This window comes from Micromonospora sp. NPDC048887 (assembly GCF_040649715.1).
Taxonomy (GTDB): domain Bacteria; phylum Actinomycetota; class Actinomycetes; order Mycobacteriales; family Micromonosporaceae; genus Micromonospora.
The window spans coordinates 73224-91902 of sequence record NZ_JBEZGA010000014.1 but is presented as its reverse complement, the minus strand read 5'-3'; the positions used below and the strand labels follow the sequence as shown (position 1 = coordinate 91902).

Annotated in this window: 14 protein-coding genes and 1 riboswitch; of the genes, 10 read left to right on the top strand and 4 right to left on the bottom strand. The window is 73.4% G+C overall.

What is annotated here, in order from left to right; all coding sequences use genetic code 11:
- Positions 1-67: 67 nt before the first annotated feature.
- Entirely contained in the window at positions 68-517 is a 450-nt protein-coding gene (locus AB0C17_RS21475) for a YbaB/EbfC family nucleoid-associated protein (protein ID WP_357480056.1), read from the bottom strand.
- Between the two features lie 208 nt (positions 518-725).
- On the bottom strand, positions 726-1370 hold the full coding sequence (locus AB0C17_RS21470) for a transglycosylase family protein (protein WP_357480053.1): 645 nt from the start codon (positions 1368-1370) through the stop codon (positions 726-728).
- Positions 1369-1514, bottom strand: a riboswitch (cyclic di-AMP (ydaO/yuaA leader). It overlaps the preceding gene by 2 nt.
- A gap of 165 nt (positions 1515-1679) precedes the next feature.
- Between AB0C17_RS21470 and AB0C17_RS21465 the strand changes: the two genes are divergently transcribed.
- The gene (locus tag AB0C17_RS21465) at positions 1680-3233 is read left to right on the top strand and encodes an LLM class flavin-dependent oxidoreductase (protein ID WP_357480050.1); all 1554 of its coding nucleotides are present in this window, start codon (positions 1680-1682) and stop codon (positions 3231-3233) included.
- A gap of 52 nt (positions 3234-3285) precedes the next feature.
- On the opposite strand, the gene htpG is transcribed toward AB0C17_RS21465, so the two are convergent.
- Entirely contained in the window at positions 3286-5178 is a 1893-nt protein-coding gene (htpG, locus tag AB0C17_RS21460; protein ID WP_357480047.1) for a molecular chaperone HtpG, read from the bottom strand.
- 134 nt (positions 5179-5312) lie between these two features.
- Between htpG and AB0C17_RS21455 the strand changes: the two genes are divergently transcribed.
- The 9 genes from AB0C17_RS21455 to AB0C17_RS21415 all read left to right on the top strand — a co-directional run bounded on the left by AB0C17_RS21455 (position 5313) and on the right by AB0C17_RS21415 (position 12752).
- Positions 5313-6041, top strand: a complete 729-nt coding sequence (locus AB0C17_RS21455) for a GntR family transcriptional regulator (protein WP_357388703.1) — start codon at positions 5313-5315, stop codon at positions 6039-6041.
- Complete coding sequence (locus AB0C17_RS21450; protein ID WP_357388705.1) at positions 6038-6865, top strand: sterol desaturase family protein; 828 nt, start codon at positions 6038-6040, stop codon at positions 6863-6865. The genes AB0C17_RS21455 and AB0C17_RS21450 overlap by 4 nt, the downstream gene beginning before the upstream one ends.
- Positions 6862-7536 carry a lysoplasmalogenase gene (locus AB0C17_RS21445; protein WP_357388707.1) on the top strand — a complete coding sequence of 225 codons (675 nt, stop codon included), beginning with the start codon at positions 6862-6864 and terminating at the stop codon, positions 7534-7536. Before AB0C17_RS21450 ends, AB0C17_RS21445 begins: the two co-directional genes overlap by 4 nt.
- On the top strand, positions 7509-8000 hold the full coding sequence (gene smpB, locus AB0C17_RS21440) for an SsrA-binding protein SmpB (protein ID WP_013286513.1): 492 nt from the start codon (positions 7509-7511) through the stop codon (positions 7998-8000). Before AB0C17_RS21445 ends, smpB begins: the two co-directional genes overlap by 28 nt.
- A 42-nt stretch (positions 8001-8042) precedes the next feature.
- The gene (locus AB0C17_RS21435; RefSeq protein ID WP_357480044.1) at positions 8043-8591 is read left to right on the top strand and encodes a DinB family protein; all 549 of its coding nucleotides are present in this window, start codon (positions 8043-8045) and stop codon (positions 8589-8591) included.
- A 47-nt stretch (positions 8592-8638) separates the two neighbouring features.
- The gene (locus AB0C17_RS21430) at positions 8639-9214 is read left to right on the top strand and encodes a helix-turn-helix domain-containing protein (RefSeq protein ID WP_357480042.1); all 576 of its coding nucleotides are present in this window, start codon (positions 8639-8641) and stop codon (positions 9212-9214) included.
- Positions 9211-10491, top strand: a complete 1281-nt coding sequence (locus AB0C17_RS21425; RefSeq protein WP_357388713.1) for an MFS transporter — start codon at positions 9211-9213, stop codon at positions 10489-10491. Before AB0C17_RS21430 ends, AB0C17_RS21425 begins: the two co-directional genes overlap by 4 nt.
- 115 nt (positions 10492-10606) lie before the next feature.
- Positions 10607-11842: a family 16 glycosylhydrolase gene (locus AB0C17_RS21420; RefSeq protein ID WP_357388715.1), complete on the top strand. Its 1236-nt coding sequence runs from the start codon at positions 10607-10609 to the stop codon at positions 11840-11842.
- 262 nt (positions 11843-12104) lie between these two features.
- Positions 12105-12752 carry a GNAT family N-acetyltransferase gene (locus AB0C17_RS21415; RefSeq protein WP_357388717.1) on the top strand — a complete coding sequence of 216 codons (648 nt, stop codon included), beginning with the start codon at positions 12105-12107 and terminating at the stop codon, positions 12750-12752.
- A 69-nt stretch (positions 12753-12821) separates the two neighbouring features.
- Here AB0C17_RS21415 and AB0C17_RS21410 read toward each other — a convergent pair whose 3' ends face one another.
- Positions 12822-18596: a TIR domain-containing protein gene (locus AB0C17_RS21410; protein ID WP_357480039.1), complete on the bottom strand. Its 5775-nt coding sequence runs from the start codon at positions 18594-18596 to the stop codon at positions 12822-12824.
- Positions 18597-18679 lie beyond the last annotated feature (83 nt).

The window sequence follows — 18679 nt, the reverse complement described above, 5'->3', positions numbered from 1 at the left end:
GGCTTGCCGGACGGCGTCGCGTCGAGCCGGGCGCTTCGCCGCGTCGTCCGGGTGGGCACCCGGTTCGTCAGGCCGGGCGGGCGCCCTGGGACGCGGTGCCGCGGTCGCGGTGGATCCGCGCAGCCGCCTCGTGCATCGCGCGGCCGAACAGCTCGGCCTGGTCGCCCATGCTGCCCAGCCGGGCGGCGAGCGCGTCGGCGTCGGCCCGCGCGGATGCGCTGACCTGGGCGTCCAGTTCGGACAGCGCGGCATTGGCGGCGGCGACGAGGTGCCCGCAGAGGACGTCCAGCGGCTCGCCGGCCAGCTCCGGGTCGATCGTCACGGAATCCAGCCGGCCACCCTGGACGGCGACGGCGCGGACCCGGCCGCCGGCGGCCGTGCCCTCGGCGCGCAGCAGGTCGGCCGCCTCGCCGTCGGCGTGCGCCGAGGCCCGGGAGCGCATCGCGGTGAGCGCCTGCTGCGTACGGGTCAGCAGCTCGTCGATGCTCGCCGCCGCCGAGAACGGGTCGTTGGTCATATCAGCGCTTTCTTCACGTCTTGGCCGAGGACCGTGACCCTAGCAACCGCCCCCGACGAATCGCGCCTACCGGCCCTCGCGGGCCGCGTCCCGGTGCCGCGAGCAGGCCGGACACCGGCAACGCGGCGTGTCGCGGACCGGCGGGACGCGTGTCGCGCGGGCGCGGACGCCCGGCCGGGGTGAACCGGCCGGGCGTCCGCGAGACCGGTCAGCGCAGACGCAGCCGCTGACCGGGGAAGATCAGCCCCGGGTCGTCGCCCACCACCGCGCGGTTGCGCTCGTGCAGGGCACGCCAGCCGCCGTCCACGCGCTGCGCCACGGCGATCTCCGACAGCGTGTCCCCCGGCCGGACCAGGTACGTCCCCGTGCCGGTCCTGGGCTGTGGCGCGACGAGGGTGGTGGCCCGCTCCGGCGCGGCCCTCTTCGTGGCCGGTCGCCGCGGCGCGGCCTTCTTCGCGCCTGACCGCTTCTCGGCCGCAGCCGGCCCGGAACTCTTCTTCGCCGAGCCGCCCTTCTTGCCGCAGACCGGCCAGGCGCCGATGCCCTGCCCGCGCAGCACCGTCTCCGCGACGGCGATCTGCTCGGACCGGCTGGCCAGGTCGGCGCGGGCGGCGTACTTCTGGCCGCCGTAGCCGTTCCAGGTGGCACGGGAGAACTGGAGCCCGCCGTAGTAGCCGTTGCCGGTGTTGATCTTCCAGTTGCCGCCCGACTCGCAGCGTGCGACGGCGTCCCAGTTGACGCCCGCGCTGGCCGGAGCGGCCGAGCCGAACAGGGTCGCGGCGCCGAGGGCGGCGCCGGCCATCACCGCTCCGAGAGCGGTACGGCGGCTTCGGGCTGAGTATTCGGTTGCCATGTGGATTCCTCCACGCCGACGAGGTGAGCTGTCGGGTTCGGGCCGAGGAGCCCGGCCGCCGGTGGCGGCTTCACCCCGAGGTGACGATGCACCGTGGAACGTGTGGTTCCCCCGCTCCCGCACGAGGTTCGGTGACCGCGGCCGGCGGCGGGATTTGGCGTTTCCGGCCCGCGGTGTCCGCTACTGCGAACGAAACCGACGCTAGGAGCGCTTTGCGCCGATCGTCCACTTCTTGTGATGCCCTTCACCCGGCCGGGCGACCGGGCGCTACCGTGGCAGGGCTGGGCAAGATCACGGGAGGCGGGACGGATGACCGATCACGGACACGAGCTGACCTTCGGCGGCTTCCTCACCCCCGCCGCCGCGCAGCCGGACCAGGTGGTGGCGCTGGCCCGGCTCTGCGAGCAGGTCGGACTGGACCTGGTCACCTTCCAGGACCACCCGTACCAGCCGGGTTTCCTGGACACCTGGACGCTGATGTCCTACGTGGCCGCCGCCACCGAACGCGTCCGCCTGGCCGGAAACGTCCTCAACCTGCCGTTGCGCCAGCCGGTGGTGCTGGCGCGCAGCGTCGCCAGCCTGGACCTGCTCACCGGCGGCCGGGTCGAGCTGGGGCTCGGGGCGGGCGCCTTCTGGGACGCGATCGAGGCAACGGGCGGGCGGCGCCTGTCCCCCGGCGCGGCCGTCGACGCCCTCGACGAGGCGATCCGGGTGATCCGCGAGGTCTGGGACACCGACCACCGCGGCATGATCCGTCTCGACGGCGAGCACTACCGGGTGGTCGGCGCCAAGCGCGGCCCGGCGCCCGCCCACCCGGTGGGCATCTGGGTCGGCGCGTACAAGCCGCGCATGCTGCGCCTGGTGGGCCGCGCCGCGGACGGCTGGCTGCCGTCGCTGTCGTACCTGCCGAAGGGTCCCGACGAGTTGCCCGCCCTGAACGCGCTGGTGGACGAGGGCGCCCGGGCCGCCGGACGCGACCCGGCCGCGATCCGCCGCATGCTCAACGTGACAGGCACGTTCGCCCGCTCGTCGGCCGGTTTCCTGGCCGGGCCGCCGGAACAGTGGGTCGAGGAACTGGCCGGGCTCACGCTGGAGCACGGCATCACCACGTTCATCCTCGGCAGCGACGAGCCGCGCGCGATCCAGATCTTCGGCCAGGAGGTCGCGCCCGCCGTGCGCGAGCTGGTCGCCGCCGAGCGCACCCCGCCCGAGCCCCGCGCGGCCACCGGGCAACAGGCCGCCGGCGCGCCCAGCACGCTCGGGGTCACGCCCACCCCGGACCCGGGGGTACGCCTGAGCGCGCGCCGCCCCTGGGACGAGTCCACTCGCCCGAGCGCCCCGCCGCCGCCGGCCGGGCACGTCTACCCGCCCCGGGGACAGGCCGCTGGGCAGCACCTGGTGGACGTGCACGACCACCTGCGCCAGGAGCTGGCCCAGGTGCGCGACCTGCTGGAACAGGTCAAGCGGGGCACTGTCTCGCCGGGCCGGGCGCGGGCCGCGCTGAACGAGATGACCATGCGGCAGAACAACTGGACGCTCGGGGCGTACTGCGCGGCGTACTGCACCATGGTCACCCAGCACCACGGGCTTGAGGACGCCTCGATCTTCCCGCACCTGCGCCGCTCCGAGACCGGGCTGGCCGCCGTGCTGGACCGCCTCGAGGAGGAACACGTGGTGATCCACGGCGTGGTGGAGAGCGTCGACCGCGCGCTCGTGGAGCTGGTCCGCCGGCCCGGCGACTTCACCCAGCTCCAGGAGGCGGTGGACCTGCTCACCGACACGCTGCTGTCGCACCTGTCGTACGAGGAGCACCAGATCGTCGAGCCGCTGGCCCGGCACGGGTTCTTCCCCGGCCAGTTGTGAGGCGGGGCCCCTTCTTGTCGCCCGCGCGACGAGAAGGGGCCCCGCCTCACCGCTACAGGCCGCGGGCCAGGCGGTCGGCCAGGATCCGGGTGAACCGGGCCGGGTCGGCCAGCTCGCCGCCCTCGGCCAGCAGCGCCATGCCGTACAGCAGCTCGGCGGTCTCGGTCAGCGCGGCCGGGTCGCCGCCCTCCCCGTGCGCCTTGCGCAGCCCGGTGACCAGCGGGTGGGCCGGGTTCAGCTCCAGGATCCGCTTGACCTGGGGCACCTCCTGGCCCATGGCCCGGTACATCTTCTCCAGCGTCGGCGTCATGTCGTGCGCGTCGCCCACGACGCAGGCCGGTGAGGTGGTCAGCCGGGTGGACAGGCGCACCTCCTTGACGCTGTCGGCGAGCGCGCCGCCGAGGAAGGTGAGCAGGTCGGCGTACTCCTGCCGTTCCGCCTCGGCCTTCTCCTTCTCCTCCTCGGTCTCCAGGTCCACCTGGCCCTTGGCGACCGAGCGCAGCGTCTTGCCGTCGTACGCGCCGACCCGCTCGACCCACACCTCGTCCACCGGGTCGGTGAGGATCAGCACCTCGTAGCCCTTGGCGCGGAACGCCTCCAGGTGCGGCGAGTTCTCGATGGTGGTCCGGTTCTCGCCGGTGGCGTAGTAGATCTCGGTCTGGCCGTCGCGCATCCGCTCCACGTACGCGCGCAGCGTGGTCGGCTCGGCCGGGTCGTGGGTGCTGGCGGCGCGCACCAGCTCCAGCAGCGTCTCGGTGTTGTCCGGGTCCTCCAGCAGACCCTCCTTGACCACCGGCCCGAACTCGGTCCAGAACGTGCGGTACGACTCGGCGGACATGTCCTTGAGCGTGGCGAGGACCTTCTTGACCAGCCGGCGGCGCACCGCGCGGATCTGCCGGTCCTGCTGGAGGATCTCCCGCGAGATGTTCAGCGACAGGTCGTGCGCGTCCACCACGCCCTTGACGAAGCGCAGGTAGTTGGGCATCAGCGCGTCGCAGTCGTCCATGATGAACACGCGCTTGACGTAGAGCTGCACGCCGCGGCGGCCCTGCGGGGAGAACAGGTCGAGCGGGGCGTGCGAGGGCAGGAACAGCAGCGCCTCGTACTCGAAGGTGCCCTCGCCGCGCATGTGGATGGTCTCCAGCGGGTCGGCCCAGTCGTGCGCGACGTGCCGGTAGAACTCCTTGTACTCGGCCTCGTCGACCTCGTCCCGCGAGCGCGCCCAGAGCGCCTTCATCGAGTTGAGCGTCTGCTCCTCGCGAGTGGTCGCGCCGTCCTCGCCCGGCTTGTCGACAGTCATCCGGATCGGCCAGGAGATGAAGTCGGAGTACCGCTTGACGATCTCGCGGATCGTCCACTCGGCCGTGTAGTCGTGCAGGTTGTCCTCGGTGTCGACGGGCTTGAGGTGCAGCGTGACCGAGGTGCCCTGGGGCGCCTCCTCGACCTCCTCGATCGAGTAGGTGCCCTCGCCGGTGGACTCCCAGCGGGTGCCGCCGGCCTGCCCGGCGCGGCGGGTCAGCAGCGTCACCCCGTCGGCCACCATGAACGTGGCGTAGAAGCCGACACCGAACTGGCCGATCAGCTCCTGGGAGGCGGCGGCGTCGGAGGACTCGCGCAGCTTGCGCAGCAGTTCGGCGGTGCCGGACTTGGCGATGGTGCCGATCAGGCGGACCACCTCGTCGCGGGTCATGCCGATGCCGTTGTCCCGCACGGTGAGCGTACGGGCGTCCTTGTCGACCTCGATCTCGACGTGCAGGTCGGCGGTGTCGGCCGACAGCTCCTTGTCGACAAGCGACTCCAGCCGCAGCTTGTCCAGCGCGTCGGACGCGTTCGAGATCAGTTCGCGCAGGAAGACGTCCTTGTTCGAGTAGATCGAGTGCACCATCAGCTGCAACAGCTGACGGGCCTCGGCCTGGAACTCCAACGTCTCGACCCGGTCGCTCACACCGACTCCCCTCCACTCTGGCGGCCTACGGCGGAAAGGATACGAGGGGTGACCGGGACGGCACGCACCGGCCACCGGAAATAACTGGTACAACCAGTTGACGGGTTGATGTGTCCGAGGCCACACTGCTGCGCATGGCCTTCGATCCCGCGCCTCGTGTCTCGGTCTCCGACCACGTCTTCGGCCGGATTCGTGACGCGATCGTGTCCGGCGGCTACGCGCCGGGCGAGACGCTGCCCGGTGAGCGGGAACTGGCCGGTGCGTTCGCCGTCAACCGGCACGCGGTCCGGGAGGCGCTGCGCCGCCTGCAACAGCTCGGCCTGGTCCGGGTCAGCCAGGGCGGCGCGACGAGGGTGCTCGACTGGCGGGTGCACGCCGGGCTGGACCTGGCGCTGTCCCTCGCGCGCTCCGGTGACGTACTCCCGGTCGAGACGCTGGTGCGTGACATGCTGGAGATGCGGGCCTGCGTCGGGATCGACGCGGCCCGGCTCTGCGCCGAGCGCGCGGACGCGGCTGTGGTCGCCGCCGTGGTGCGGGCCGCCGAGGAGTACGGCGACCTCGCCCCCGACCTGGACCTGATGAACGAGGCGAACATCGCCGTCTGGCGGCTGATCGTGCGCGGCAGCGGCAACACCGCCTACCAGCTCGCGTTCAACAGCCTGGTGGCCGGCACCTTCGCGGTCGGCGACGTCCCCCCGGACGCCCGCGCGGCCGAACTGCTCGACGTCGCCGGGCACCGCCGTCTCGCCGCGGCCGTCGCCTCCGGTCAGGGCACGGCGGCGGCCCGCCACGCCCGGGCGCTGCTGACCGCGCCGGTCACCACCCCCACCACCCCCACCCCCGGAAGGGAAGCGCGCGCATGATCCCCGCCGTGCTGTACGCCGTGCCGGCGTTCCTGCTCCTGATCGTGATCGAGGCGGTCTCCTACCGCTTCCTGCCCGACGACGACGAACGCGGCTACGAGCTGCGCGACACCACCACCAGCCTGTCCATGGGGCTGGGCAGCCAGATCATCGGCTTCCCGTGGAAGCTGCTCACCGTCGGCCTGTTCGCGGCGCTGTGGACCGTGGCGCCGGTGCAGCTGTCCCCGGGCGACTGGTGGACCTGGGTGATCCTGTTCTTCGCCGACGACCTGGCCTACTACTGGTTCCACCGCTCCCACCACGAGGTACGCGTGCTCTGGGCCAGCCACGTCGTGCACCACTCCAGCGTCTACTACAACCTGTCGACGGCGTTGCGGCAGAGCTGGACGCCGATGACCTCGCTGCCGTTCTGGCTGCCGCTGGCGCTGCTCGGCATCCCACCGTGGATGATCTTCCTGCAGCAGTCGATCAGCCTGCTCTACCAGTTCTTCCTGCACACCGAGAGGGTCAACGTGCTACCCCGGCCGATTGAGTGGATCTTCAACACGCCGTCGCACCACCGGGTGCACCACGGCTCGAACACCGAGTACCTGGACCGCAACTACGGCGGCATCCTGATCGTCTGGGACCGGCTGTTCGGCAGCTTCGAGCCCGAGCGCGCCACCGTGCGCTACGGGCTGACCCGGAACATCGGCACCTACAACCCGCTGCGGGTGGCAACACACGAGTTCGCCGCCATCTGGTCCGACGTACGCCGGGCCGACTGCTGGCGGCACCGCCTCGGCTACCTGTTCGGCCGTCCCGGCTGGCAGCCCGCCCGATGAGGCGCTCCTGGCTGCTGCCCCTGTTCGGGCTGGTCGCCGCCGTCGAGCTGACCGGCGTCGCGCTCGACTCGACACCGCTCCAGTGGCTGGCCAAGCCGCTGCTGGCGCCGGTGCTGCTGGCGTACCTCCTGGCGCACCGGCGCCGCATCGACGCGGTGGCGGTGGGCCTGGTCGCCGCCACCGCGGGCGACGTCGCCCTGCTCCTGCGGGGCGACACCGCGTTCCTGGCCGGCATGGGCTTCTTCCTGGTCACCCAGATCGCGTTCATCACCGCCTTCGTGCGGTACCGGCGGGCCCGGGCCGTGGCGTGGGCCGGCTACCTGCTCGCCTGGGCGGGCGCGAACGCGCTGCTCTGGGGCATGCTCGGGCCACTGCGGCTGCCGGTGCTCGGTTACAGCCTCGCGCTGTGCCTGATGGCCGCCGCCGCGACCGGGGTGTCCGCCCGGGTCGCCGTGGGCGGGGCGCTCTTCCTCGTCTCCGACCTGCTCATCGGCGTGGGCGCGGCCGGGATCGAGCTGCCCGGGCGGGGCCTGCTGGTGATGATCACCTACTGTGCCGCGCTGCTGCTGATTGCCACCGGCTGGGTGGCCGCGACGCGCCCGGCGACCGGCCCGCAGCCGCCGCCGACCGGTACCCTGCTCGCGTGGCCAGGGAGAACGGGCGCAAGCTGATCGCCTCGAACAAGAAGGCACGGCACGACTACGACATCCTCAAGACGTACGAGGCGGGCATCGTACTGGCCGGCACGGAGGTGAAGTCGCTGCGCGAGGGGCGGGTGTCGCTGGTCGACGCGTTCGCCCAGGAGCGCGACGGCGAGATCATGCTGTACGGCCTGCACATCGCCGAGTACGGCTTCGGCACCTGGACCAACCACGCGCCCCGGCGCACCCGCAAACTGTTGCTGCACCGGGTGGAGATCGCCCGGATCCTGGAGAAGCTGCGCGACGGCGGCATCACACTGGTGCCGCTGTCGATGTACTTCGCGGACGGCTGGGCCAAGGTGGAGCTGGGCCTCGCGCGGGGCCGCCGGTCGTACGACAAGCGCCAGGCGCTTGCCGAACGGGACGCCAAGCGGGAGATCGCCCGGGAGATGGGCCGCCGGCTCAAGGGCCGGACGGCGGCGCGGCGGGGCTGAGCGCGCCGCTTTCTGTCCCAGGGCGGTGGCACCCTGAGGCGCATGAGCGACCTGACCTGGAACCCGCTGCTCCGCGAACAGCTCACCTGGCACTGGACCCACCAGTTGCGCGACCGCCTCGCCGGGCTCACCGACGCCGAATATCTCTGGGAGCCGGTCCCCGGCTGCTGGAGCGTGCGCCCGCGCGGCGACGGCGGCACCCCGGCGATCGACTTCGCGATGCCGCAGCCCGATCCGCCGCCGTTCACCACCATCGCCTGGCGGCTCGCCCACGTCATCGTCGGCGTGCTCGCCATGCGCAACGCGTCGCACTTCGGCCGCGCGCCGACCGACTACGGCTCGTTCCCCTACTCCCCGACCGCCGCCGGGGCGCTGGCGCAGCTCGACGAGGAGTACGCCGCCTGGACGGCGGGGGTCGAGGCGCTCGGCGAGGAGGGCCTGTCCCGCCCCTGCGGCCCGGCGGAGGGGCCGTTCGCCGACGTGCCGATGGCCACGCTGGTGCTGCACATCAACCGGGAGATGATCCACCACTTGTCCGAGGTGTGCCTGCTGCGCGACCTGTACCGCCACACCCCGGAGGCATCACGATAAATACAAGACATCTTGTACATCATGTCTTGTCGGTCTAGCCTGGCGGCATGACCGACGGAACCGGCAACCGGCGCGTGAGCGACCCGCGAGCCATGCGGGCACTGGCCCACCCCACCCGGCTGCGACTGCTCGGCGAGCTGCGCCTGCGCGGCCCGCAGACGGTCGGCATGCTGAGCGAGCGGACCGGCGAGGCGGTCGGCTCGGTCAGCTACCACGTCGGCAAGCTGGCCGAGCACGGCTTCGTCGCCGGGGCGCCCGAGCTGGCCCGGGACCGGCGCGAGCGGTGGTGGCGGGCCGCGCACGCCACCACCGACTGGGATCCCCTCGAACTGCTCGACGACCCGGAGCGCCACCTCGCCGGCAACCTGCTGCGTCAGGCCGCCATGCAACGCTACGCGGACCGCTACCAGGCGTACCTGGACTCCGAGGCGAGCCTCGACCCGGCCTGGGTACGCGGCACCACCAGCAGCGACATCGTGCTGCGCCTGACGCCGGAGGAACTGGTCGAGCTGCGCGACGAGCTGTCCGCGCTGGGCCGGCGCTGGCAGGAGCGCGGCGCACCCGGCCGGCCCGGCGCCGAGATGGTCACGCTCATCTGGCAGGCGTACCGGGGGCCGCAGTGAACCGCGACCGCCGGCCCCTGGCCGGACTGCTGATCGGGCACGCCGTCTCGCTGACCGGCAACGTGCTCACGCTCATCGCGCTGCCGCTCTACGTGCTGGCCGAGACCGGCTCACCGGCCGCCACCGGGCTTGCCGGCGCGTTCGCCACCGCGCCGGTGGTGCTCGGCGGCGCGTTCGGCGGGGTGCTCGTCGACCGGATCGGCTACCGGCGCTCCAGCGTGCTCGCCGACGTGGTCTCCGGCGTGACCATCGCCGCCGTGCCCCTGTTGCACTCCACCGTCGGCCTGCCGTTCCCGGCCCTGCTGGCCCTCGTCTTCGTCAGCGGCCTGCTGGACACTCCGGGGCAGACCGCGCGCACCGCGCTGCTGCCGGAGGCCGCGGCGGCGGCCGGGGTGCCGATCGAGCGGGCGGCCGGGTGGGAGGACGCGACCTCGCGCGGCGCCCGGATGATCGGCGCACCCCTGGCCGGCCTGCTGGTCGGCGTGTTCGGGGCGGTGCCGGTGCTGGCGCTGGACGCGGTGACGTTCGCCGTGTCGGCCCTCGTGGTGACGCTGCTGGTCCCGCGCGGTCTGCGGCCGTCCGACGACGGGAGCGAGCCGGAGACCGGAGGCTACTGGCGGCAGTTCGCCGCCGGACTGCGCTTCCTGGTCCGCGAGCCGCTGCTGCGCGCCATGGTCCTGCTGGTGCTGGTGACCAACCTGTTCGACGCGGCCAAGAGCCAGGTGCTGCTGCCGGTGGTCGCCGAACGGGAACTCGGCGGGCCGGCCGCGTTCGGCCTGCTGGTCGGCGTCATGGGTGGCGGGGCGCTGGTCGGCTCGCTGGTGTTCAGCGCGATCGGTCACCGGCTGCCCCGCCGGGCCACGTTCGTCACCGCGTACGTGCTGTGCGGTGCCCCGCCACTGTGGGCGCTCGCCGCCGCGCCGCCGCTGCCGGTGGTGGCCGCCGTGGTGGCGGTGGCCGGGCTGGCCGCCGGCGCGCTCAATCCGCTGATGGGCGCGGTCCAGTTGGAGCGGGTGCCACCGGCCATGCGGGCCCGGGTGTACGGCGTGATCGGCGCGGGCGCATGGGCGGCCATGCCGGCCGGCGCGGTCGGCGCGGGATTCGCCGCGGACCGGTTCGGCCCGACGTCCACGCTCGTCGTGATGGGCGCCTGCTACCTGCTGGTCGTGCTCACTCCGCTGCTGGGCGGCCCGTGGCGGGACATGCGCCGGCCCACCGTGGTGCGGCAGCGCGAGCCCGAGCCGACGCCGGAGCCCCAGCGGGAAGCGCTCTCTTGACATCGACCGACTTCGTTCATACCTTCATCGAAGTCTATCTGTATGGTTTGTTAACCGTTGGGCGGGGCCGGCCGCCGCGACGGTGACGGCCACCATCCCCCGCAGGAGGCGCCCCGTGCGCACCATCCGTACCCTCGCCGCACTGGCGGCGACGGCGGTCGGCCTCACCGCCGCCCTCGCCCTCGTCCCCCACTCCCCCGCGATCGCCGCCCCCGGCGCGGTCACCTGGTCCGACGACTTCAACGGCCCGGCCGGCGCCGCCCCCGACGCGAGCAAGTGGCGCTACGACATCGGTGGCGGCGGCTGGGGCAACAACGAGCTGCAGTACTACACCAACAGCACCCGCAACGCCGCGCTGGACGGCAACGGCAACCTGGTCATCACCGCCCGCAGGGAGAACCCCGGCGGCTACAACTGCTGGTACGGCAACTGCCAGTACACCTCGGCCCGGCTGCTCACGAACGGCACGTTCGCCCAGGCGTACGGGCGGTTCGAGGCGCGCATCAAGGTCCCCCGTGGACAGGGACTGTGGCCCGCGTTCTGGATGCTCGGCAACGACATCGGCACGAACCCGTGGCCCGGCAGCGGCGAGATCGACATCATGGAGAACGTCGGCTACGCCCCGTCGACCGTCTGGGGCACGCTGCACGGCCCCGGCTACTCCGGCGGCAGCGGCGTTGGCGCGTCCACCTCGCTACCCGGCGGCCAGGCGCTCGCCGATGCCTTCCACACCTTCGCCGTGGACTGGGCGCCGGACTCGATCACCTGGTACCTCGACGGCGTCGCGTACTCCCGCAAGACGCCCGCCGACATCGGCGGCAACCGCTGGGTCTTCGACCACCCGTTCTTCATGATCATGAACGTGGCGGTCGGCGGCAACTGGCCCGGCTCGCCGGACGGCGGCACCACGTTCCCGCAGACCATGACCGTCGACTACGTCCGGGTGCAGGCCTGGGACAACGGCGGCGGAGGCACCGGCGGGCAGATCGTCGGGTACGGCGACAAGTGCGTCGACGTGGCGAGCGCCAACACCGCGAACGGCACCCCGGTGCAGCTCTGGACCTGCAACGGCACCGCCGCCCAGCGCTGGACCTGGAACGCCGACGGCTCGGTACGCGCGCTCGGCAAGTGCCTCGACGTGGCCGCCGGGTCGACAGCGAGCGGCGCCAAGGTGCAGCTCTACGACTGCAACGGCACCGGCGCGCAGAAGTGGGTGTTCAGCGCGGCCGGCGACATCGTCAACCCGCAGGCCAACAAGTGCCTGGACGCCACCGGTCCCAGCTCGGCCGACGGCACCCGGCTGCAGATCTGGGACTGCACCGGCGCCCCCAACCAGAAGTGGCGCCGCTGACCGGTGCCCCGACCCGGGGCGGGCGGCACCCCGCCCGCCCCGGCGCCCCCGCCCCTCCCTCTCTCCCCGCGATCTTGCACTTTCGGCCCGAGCGGCGCCCCGAATGCCCCATTCACCCGGGCACAAACTGCAAGATCATCGAGGCTGGCTGGCCGGGGCTGTGGTTCGCTAATGGCGTTGCGTTTCTCGGGGCGGGCTGGGATACCGTGAGGTCCGTTTCGCTGCCGCGAGACCAGGTCATCGATCTCCTGGAAGCGCGATCATGGATGAAGTGACCGGCGCGCCGGCGTCGATGGGCGGGTTCACGCCGGAACCGATCCCGACCGCGCGGCTGAATCTGCTGCCGCTGAGTGTCGAGCATGCCGAGGAGATGGCCGCCGTCCTCGCCGACCCGGCGCTGCACACCTTCATCGGCGGCGAGCCCGCGTCCCCCGCGGCGTTGCGGGCCCGCTACGAACGGCTTGTCGCCGGCTCACCCGACCCGGCCGAGTCGTGGTGCAACTGGGTCATCCGGCTCCGGGACGGCGGCCGGCTGGCCGGCTTCGTCCAGGCCACGGTCACCGAGCCACACGGGACCGTGACGGACGCCGCCACGGCGGGCGCGCGGGCGGTAGGACACCGGCACCTCGACGAGGCGGCACCGGCCACCGCGGGACCGGTCGCGGAGATCGCCTGGGTGGTGGGAACGCAGTGGCAGGGGCGCGGGATCGCCACCGAGGCCGCCCGTGGGATGGCCGGCTGGCTGGGGCGGCGCGGTGTGCGTACCCTCGTGGCCCACATCCATCCCGACCACCGCGCGTCGGCCGCGGTGGCCACGGCCTGCGGCCTGGCCCCCACCGACGTGTGGCACGACGGCGAGATCCGCTGGACCGGACCTGCCGCCCCGCCTCCCCCGCCTGCCCCGAGTTGACCAAGGAGTTCGTGCCGGAGACGACGTCCGATCCGGACACGAACTCCTTGATCGACGGGGCGGGCGAGGTCAGAAGGGGGCGTCCACGGACAGGCGGCGGACCTGGGTCAGGTAGGGGTCCAGCTCGCCCACCTCGAAGCGGCACGTGCCGATCACGTGCCAGAACTGGCCGCCCGGGTCACCGTCCAGCTTGTACCGGCCGTCCGGGCTGACCGCCGCCCACCCGTCCGGCAGCCCGATGAGCGTGGTCCGCAGCTGGGCGTGCTCCGGGTCGGCGACGTCCCACAGCCGTACCGTGCCGTCGTCACCGGCGCTGGCGAGCAGGCTGCTGTCCGGGCTGAAGTGCACCGACCAGACGCGTCGGGTGTGCGCGGCCAGCGTGCCGTGCAGGCGGCCGGTGACCGGATCCCACAGCCGGATCACCAGGTCGTCGCCGGCGGTGGCGAGCAGGTTGCCGTCCGGGCTGAACGCGCAGGACCAGAGGCGGCCGTCGTGTTCGGTGAGCACCAGGCGCCGCTCGCCGGTGACCGCGTCCCAGACCACCGCCGTGCCGTCGTTGCCGGCGCTGGCGAGCAGCGTGCCCTCGCTGTTGAAGCCGACCGAGTAGACCCGGTCGGTGTGGTGTTCCAAGGTGAGCCGGCAGGTGGCGGTGGCGGCGTCCCAGAGCCGTACCGTCTGGTCGTCGCAGCCGGTGGCGATGGTCTCGCCGTCGGGGCTGAACGCGACGGTGCGCACGCGCCCCCGGTGCGGGGTGAGCGTGGCGAAGTGCCGGCCGGTACGGCGGTACCAGAGGCGTACGGTGTCGTCGTCGTTCGCGGTCGCGAGGGCGTCGCCGTCGGGGCTGAACGCGACCGCCCAGACGTGGTCGGTGTCCACGTTCAGTTCGCGCTCGTCGGCGCCGGTGTCGGTGTTCCACAGGTGCACGCCGCCGTCGCCGCTGGGGGTGGCCACCAGCGGCTCCTCGGGGCAGAACACGACAGACAGCAGCCGGTCGGCCGGGCTGGCGAGCTGCCGCAGCAGGCGGCCGGTACGCGGCTCCCAGAGCCGGATCACGCCGTCGTTGCCACAGGCGGCCAGCACCTCGCCGTCGTCGCGGAACGACAGCGCGGTGACCTTGCGGCCGTGCCCGCGCAGCGTGTGCTGAAGCTGCCCGGTACGCACGTCCCACAGCCGGGTGGTGCCGTCGTTGCTGCTGGTCGCCACCTGGTTCTGGTCCGGCCGCCAGACCACCGGCCAGACCGAGCCGCGGTGCCGGGTCAGCTCGTGCCGCACCTGACCGTCGTCGGTGTCCCAGAGCTGGATCGCGCCGTCGCTGGCGGCGGTGGCGAGCAGGCTGCCGTCGCCGTTGAACCGGACGCTGTAGATCGCGCCCCGCTGCCGCCCCAGCACCCGGACCGGCCGGCCCGTCTCGGTCTCCCAGAGCCGCAACGCGCCGTGTGTGTCGCCGGTGGCCATCAGCGTGCCGTCCGGGTTGATGTCCAGGGCGTACACGTCGGCCTCGTGGCCGCGCGGCGCGCGCAGCAACTCCCCGTCGGCGGCCCGGCGGATCCAGACCCGGCCGTGCTGCCCGACGGCGGCCAGCAGCCGGCCGTCCGGCGAGTGCACCACCCGGTAGACCACCTCGGGCTCCTGCACCTCGAACGCCAGCTTGCCGGTGGGGATGTCCCAGCCGCGGACGGTGCCGGCACTGTCGGCGACCACCACCCGCCGCCCGTCCGGGCTGAACGAGGTGCCCCAGATCGGCGCGGCGTGGCCGGGCCACTCGTGGCGCAGCCGGGCGCCGCGGGTGTCGTAGAGCCGCACCACGCCCGCCGCGTCGCCGACCACCAGGCGGCCCCGGCGGCCGTCGGTGAGCAGCGGCCACACCCAGCCGGCGAAGACGTCCTCGATGACGTGCCGCACGTCGCCGTGGTCGGCGTCCCACAGCCGTACGGTCAGGTCGGCCGAGCCGGTGACGAGCTGGTGGGAGGCGGCGTCGTAGCGGACCGCGTACACCCGGGACCGGTGTCCCTGGAGCGTGCGCACCGGCAGCCCGGTGGCGGTGTCGCAGAGCAGCACGCCGCCGTCGTCGCTACCGACCGCCAGCACCGCGCCGTCGGGGCTGTACGCCACCGGCACCGGCAGCCGGCCCACCTCGAAGCCGTAGCCGACGCCCACGGCGGGCGGGGCCAGGCCCGGCGCAACCGGCCGGCCCGGCGCGACGACAGCGCCGCGCAGCTCCGGGGCGCGCAGCAGCGCCGCGTCGGCGCTGACGTCGATCAGCGCGGTGCGGTGCCAGCTGCTGCCCGCGGCCCGGGCGCCGCGCAGGTCGGTACGGAACAGCCGCGCACCGGCCAGCTCCGCGTCACGCAGGTCCGCCCCGGCCAGGCGGGCCTGGTCCAGGCGGGCGCCCCGCAGGCGGGCGTGTTCCAGCCGCGCCTCGGTCAGGTTGGTGGCGACCAGCCGCGCGTCGGTCAGGTCGGCTCCGGTCAGGTCGGCTCCGGCGAGTTCGCGGTGCGACAGGTCCTCGCCACGCAGCACCGCGCCACGCAGGTCGGCCCGGTCGGGCAGGCGCAGCCGGGCGGACAGCCGCAGCGCGTTGGCGCGCAGCGTCTCCCCGGCCGACTCGTCGCCGAGCACCCGGGCGGTCCACGCGGTGCAGCGGGCCGGGTCGGCGAGGTCGCCGAGGAACTCCACGGCGAGCGCGGACAGCGACCGTACGGCGAGCGCGGCCGGTTCCTCGCCCCTGTTGATCTGCTCGGCCACGCCCTCGGCGACGAGCCACTCCATCACCGAGGTGTGGATGAACCCGAACAGGCCGTCGTCGGTGCGGACGAGCAGGCTGCCCGCGCCGACGGCGTGCGCCGCCTGCGGGCCGGACAGCCGCGAGTCGGCCCGCCCGGCGAGCTGACCGGTGGACTCGGCCAGCTCGGCCAGACGCAGGTAGGCCTCGCCGCTCTCCCACAGCTGGAACGCCAGCCGGCTCACCGCCTGCCACAGCTCGGGCCGGCGCAGGCTCACCGGGGCGCCCGGGATGCCCTGGGTACGGCGCTCCTCGAAGTCCAGCCAGGACTCCAGGATCTCCCGGTACAACGCGGCGGCGCTGAACGTGCCGCCCGCACCGGCCACCGCTGCCAGCCGACCCTCGTCGAGGTTGGCGATGAAGCCGAGCATGCGCGGGTTGCGGGAGAGCCCGAGCAGGTCCTTCACGCCGGCGAGCAGGTCCATCCGCTCGCGGGCGGCCCGCTCGTCGCCGCCGTACCGGTTGCGCAGGAACGCCTCGATCTGCCCGGGGGTGAAGTCCTCCACCGCCAGCACGCGCCGGTGCGGCAGCAGGCCGACCCGCTCGCCGAGCGCGGTCAGCACCTGCGAGTTGGTCTTGAAGTGCTGGGTACGGCTGCTCACCACGATCTTCGCGTTGCCCTCGGCCGCCTGGAGAAGCGTCTCCAGGTGGTCGGCCGCCCGGTCGTACGTCACCCGGGCGACCAGCTCGTCGAACCCGTCGAACAGCAGCACGATGCGGCCCTGGCGCAGCATGTAGCGGAACGCTTTGAGGTCGATCACCTGCTCGCCGTGGTTGGCCAGGTGCGCGGCGACCAGGCCGTCCACGGAGTGCGCCTTGTCCAGCGCGCGCAGCTCGACCAGGATCGGGATCAGGTCGGGCGCGGCGGTGGGCAGCCGGCGGGCCACCTCCCGCAGGGCGAACGTCTTGCCCCGGCCGAAGTCGCCCAGCACCAGCACGAACCGGCCGTCCGGCGCGGAGACGGTCTCCAGCAGCTCGTCCACCACGTCGTCGCGCACGCGCTGGTCGGCGCCGACCAGGTGGCGGTAGCGCTGCGGCACGTACTGCCCGGGCGGGTAGAGCCGGTCGGCCTGGAGCCGGGCGGTCTGCGCCGCGACGTACTCGCGCAGGTCGAGCAGGCCCTGGAACTCGGTCAGGTGCAGCACGCGTACGCCCCGGCGCTGCGCCTCCTCGGCCAGCCCGCGCGGCACCCGGTCGCCGTCGTAGACCAGTTCGGAGGCGATGTCCGGGTCGGTGGCGTGGACCCGGCGGGCGAAGGCGTCCAGGTCGGCGGCGGTGGGGGTGCCCACGTGCGCGCCGACGCGCTGCTGGCGGACCACCCCGTCGGAGCGGTAGCTGATGTAGAGGTGCGGCGGGTCGGTGTCGACGCGGCGTACCACCACCCGGTCGTAGCGCGCCTCGCAGACCTCGGCGAGCCGGTCGAGCAGCCGCCGCACCGGGGCGACCGGCGCGGCGGCGGCCGCCGCACCCTGGGTGGCCCCCTCGACGGCGACCGGGCGGCGCGGGTCGGGCACCTGGGCCGGACCGGACGCGCCGAAGGTGGCCTCGGCGCGCGGCCAGGACACCGCGGTGACAGTGCCGCCGTCGAGCCGGTCGTCGCGGCCGAGCACCCAGCGGGTCATCCCGTCGACGCCGAGCCGCAGCACCTGCGCCCGGCCGTCGCGGGGCGCGGCGGCCAGCGGCACCACCGGGTCGACCCGGGCCGACGGCGCGGCGTCGGAGAGCAGCAGGTTGAGCATCGGGCCGACCAGCCGGTTGACCGAGCCCCGGTCGCGCAGCGACACCGGGTCCGGCGGCACCTCGTCGGCGTACGGGCTGCGCGCGCCGGGGGCGTGCGCCATCGCGCCCAGCCGCAGCCAGCCGGACTGCTGGTAGTGGCGCAGCCGCTGGGCGAACCAGCTGGACTGCGCCTCGCCGAGGAAGCCGTACCGGTCCTCCTCACGGTGGGTGATGGCGATGGTGGAGTTCAGCCCGGCCACCACCACGCGCAGGTCGGGCACCGGGAACAGCGTCCAGGGCTGCTCGCTGTCGAAGATCCGGTCGTCGAGGCCCTGGTAGAGGTCGTCGAACAGGCGCGCGTAGTGCCGCCACTTCGGCCAGAACGGCGGTTGCGGGTCGACGTCGTCGGCCTCGCAGGTGGCGAAGTACGCGCGGCAGGCCGCCATCGTCACGTCGCGCGGGCCGGGGACCACCACGAGGCGGTGCGGCTCCAGCCCGAGCAGCACCCGCAGGCCGGTGAGGAAGCTCAGCGCGTCGGAGAACTCGCGCGGGCTGCCCGACTCGGTGAGGTTGCCCGCGACGACGAGCAGGTCCGGCCGGGGCACGCCGTCGTTCATCAGCAGCGTGAGGTCCCCCATCAGGTGTTCCTGCACCTCGCCCGGGGTGACCGGCGCACCGGGCGTGATCACGCCCCGGCCGAACCGCGGCCCGGCGACCTGGAGCACCGTCACTGTGTCCCGGGCCGTCGGCGGGGCCGTCGCGGCGGGCGGGAACGGCGGCGGGTTGATCGGGGTACGCCGGGCGCGGCGGGGTGCCGGCGCTCCGGTGGCGGGCGCGGCGAGCACCCCGTGCGGGTCGGCCGGGTGGTGCGGGAACGCCGGCTGCCGCATCGGCTTGGCCCGGCCGTCCAGCGCCTCCCGGATGCGGTCGAGCACCCGGTTGCGGGCCTGCGCCGGGTCGTCCACACCGACCAGGTCCACATAGGTGATGGTGGCGAGCAGGCCGTCGATCGGGCAGTCCTCGACGCGTACCGTGACGAGCTTGTTGCCGGTGCCGTCCGGGTCGGCGCGCAGCGCGGCCTGCCACTCCAGCTTGCCGTAGGTGGAGTGCAGGTAGCGTTCGGACAGCACCGCCACCACCACCTCGGCCTCGCGGACGCCGCGGTCCATGAAGTCGATGAAGTTGGTGCCGGCGACGAAGTCCCACGCCTGCAGCAGCGTGCGGTAGCCGGCGGCCTCGAACTCCCACGCCAGCCACGTCGCCCAGCGTTCGTCGGCCGGCGAGTAGCTGATGAAGAAATCGATGGGGCGGTCGGTCCGGGTGGGGTGCGCGCCTACAACCACATGGTCATTATGACCACCGACGGTCAACGGATCGACACCGTCGGCAGCTCGGATCGTGGCCGCGTCGGGCTCCTCCGCCCGCG

What these genes read in the sequence shown, in the direction of transcription:
- AB0C17_RS21475 (WP_357480056.1), bottom strand. Translation starts at nt 517, where the DNA reads ATGACCAACGACCCGTTCTCGGCGGCGGCGAGCATCGACGAGCTGCTG.
- AB0C17_RS21470 (WP_357480053.1), bottom strand. Translation starts at nt 1,370, where the DNA reads ATGGCAACCGAATACTCAGCCCGAAGCCGCCGTACCGCTCTCGGAGCG.
- AB0C17_RS21465 (WP_357480050.1), top strand. Translation starts at nt 1,680, where the DNA reads ATGACCGATCACGGACACGAGCTGACCTTCGGCGGCTTCCTCACCCCC.
- AB0C17_RS21455 (WP_357388703.1), top strand. Translation starts at nt 5,313, where the DNA reads ATGGCCTTCGATCCCGCGCCTCGTGTCTCGGTCTCCGACCACGTCTTC.
- AB0C17_RS21450 (WP_357388705.1), top strand. Translation starts at nt 6,038, where the DNA reads ATGATCCCCGCCGTGCTGTACGCCGTGCCGGCGTTCCTGCTCCTGATC.
- AB0C17_RS21445 (WP_357388707.1), top strand. Translation starts at nt 6,862, where the DNA reads ATGAGGCGCTCCTGGCTGCTGCCCCTGTTCGGGCTGGTCGCCGCCGTC.
- AB0C17_RS21435 (WP_357480044.1), top strand. Translation starts at nt 8,043, where the DNA reads ATGAGCGACCTGACCTGGAACCCGCTGCTCCGCGAACAGCTCACCTGG.
- AB0C17_RS21430 (WP_357480042.1), top strand. Translation starts at nt 8,639, where the DNA reads ATGACCGACGGAACCGGCAACCGGCGCGTGAGCGACCCGCGAGCCATG.
- AB0C17_RS21415 (WP_357388717.1), top strand. Translation starts at nt 12,105, where the DNA reads ATGGATGAAGTGACCGGCGCGCCGGCGTCGATGGGCGGGTTCACGCCG.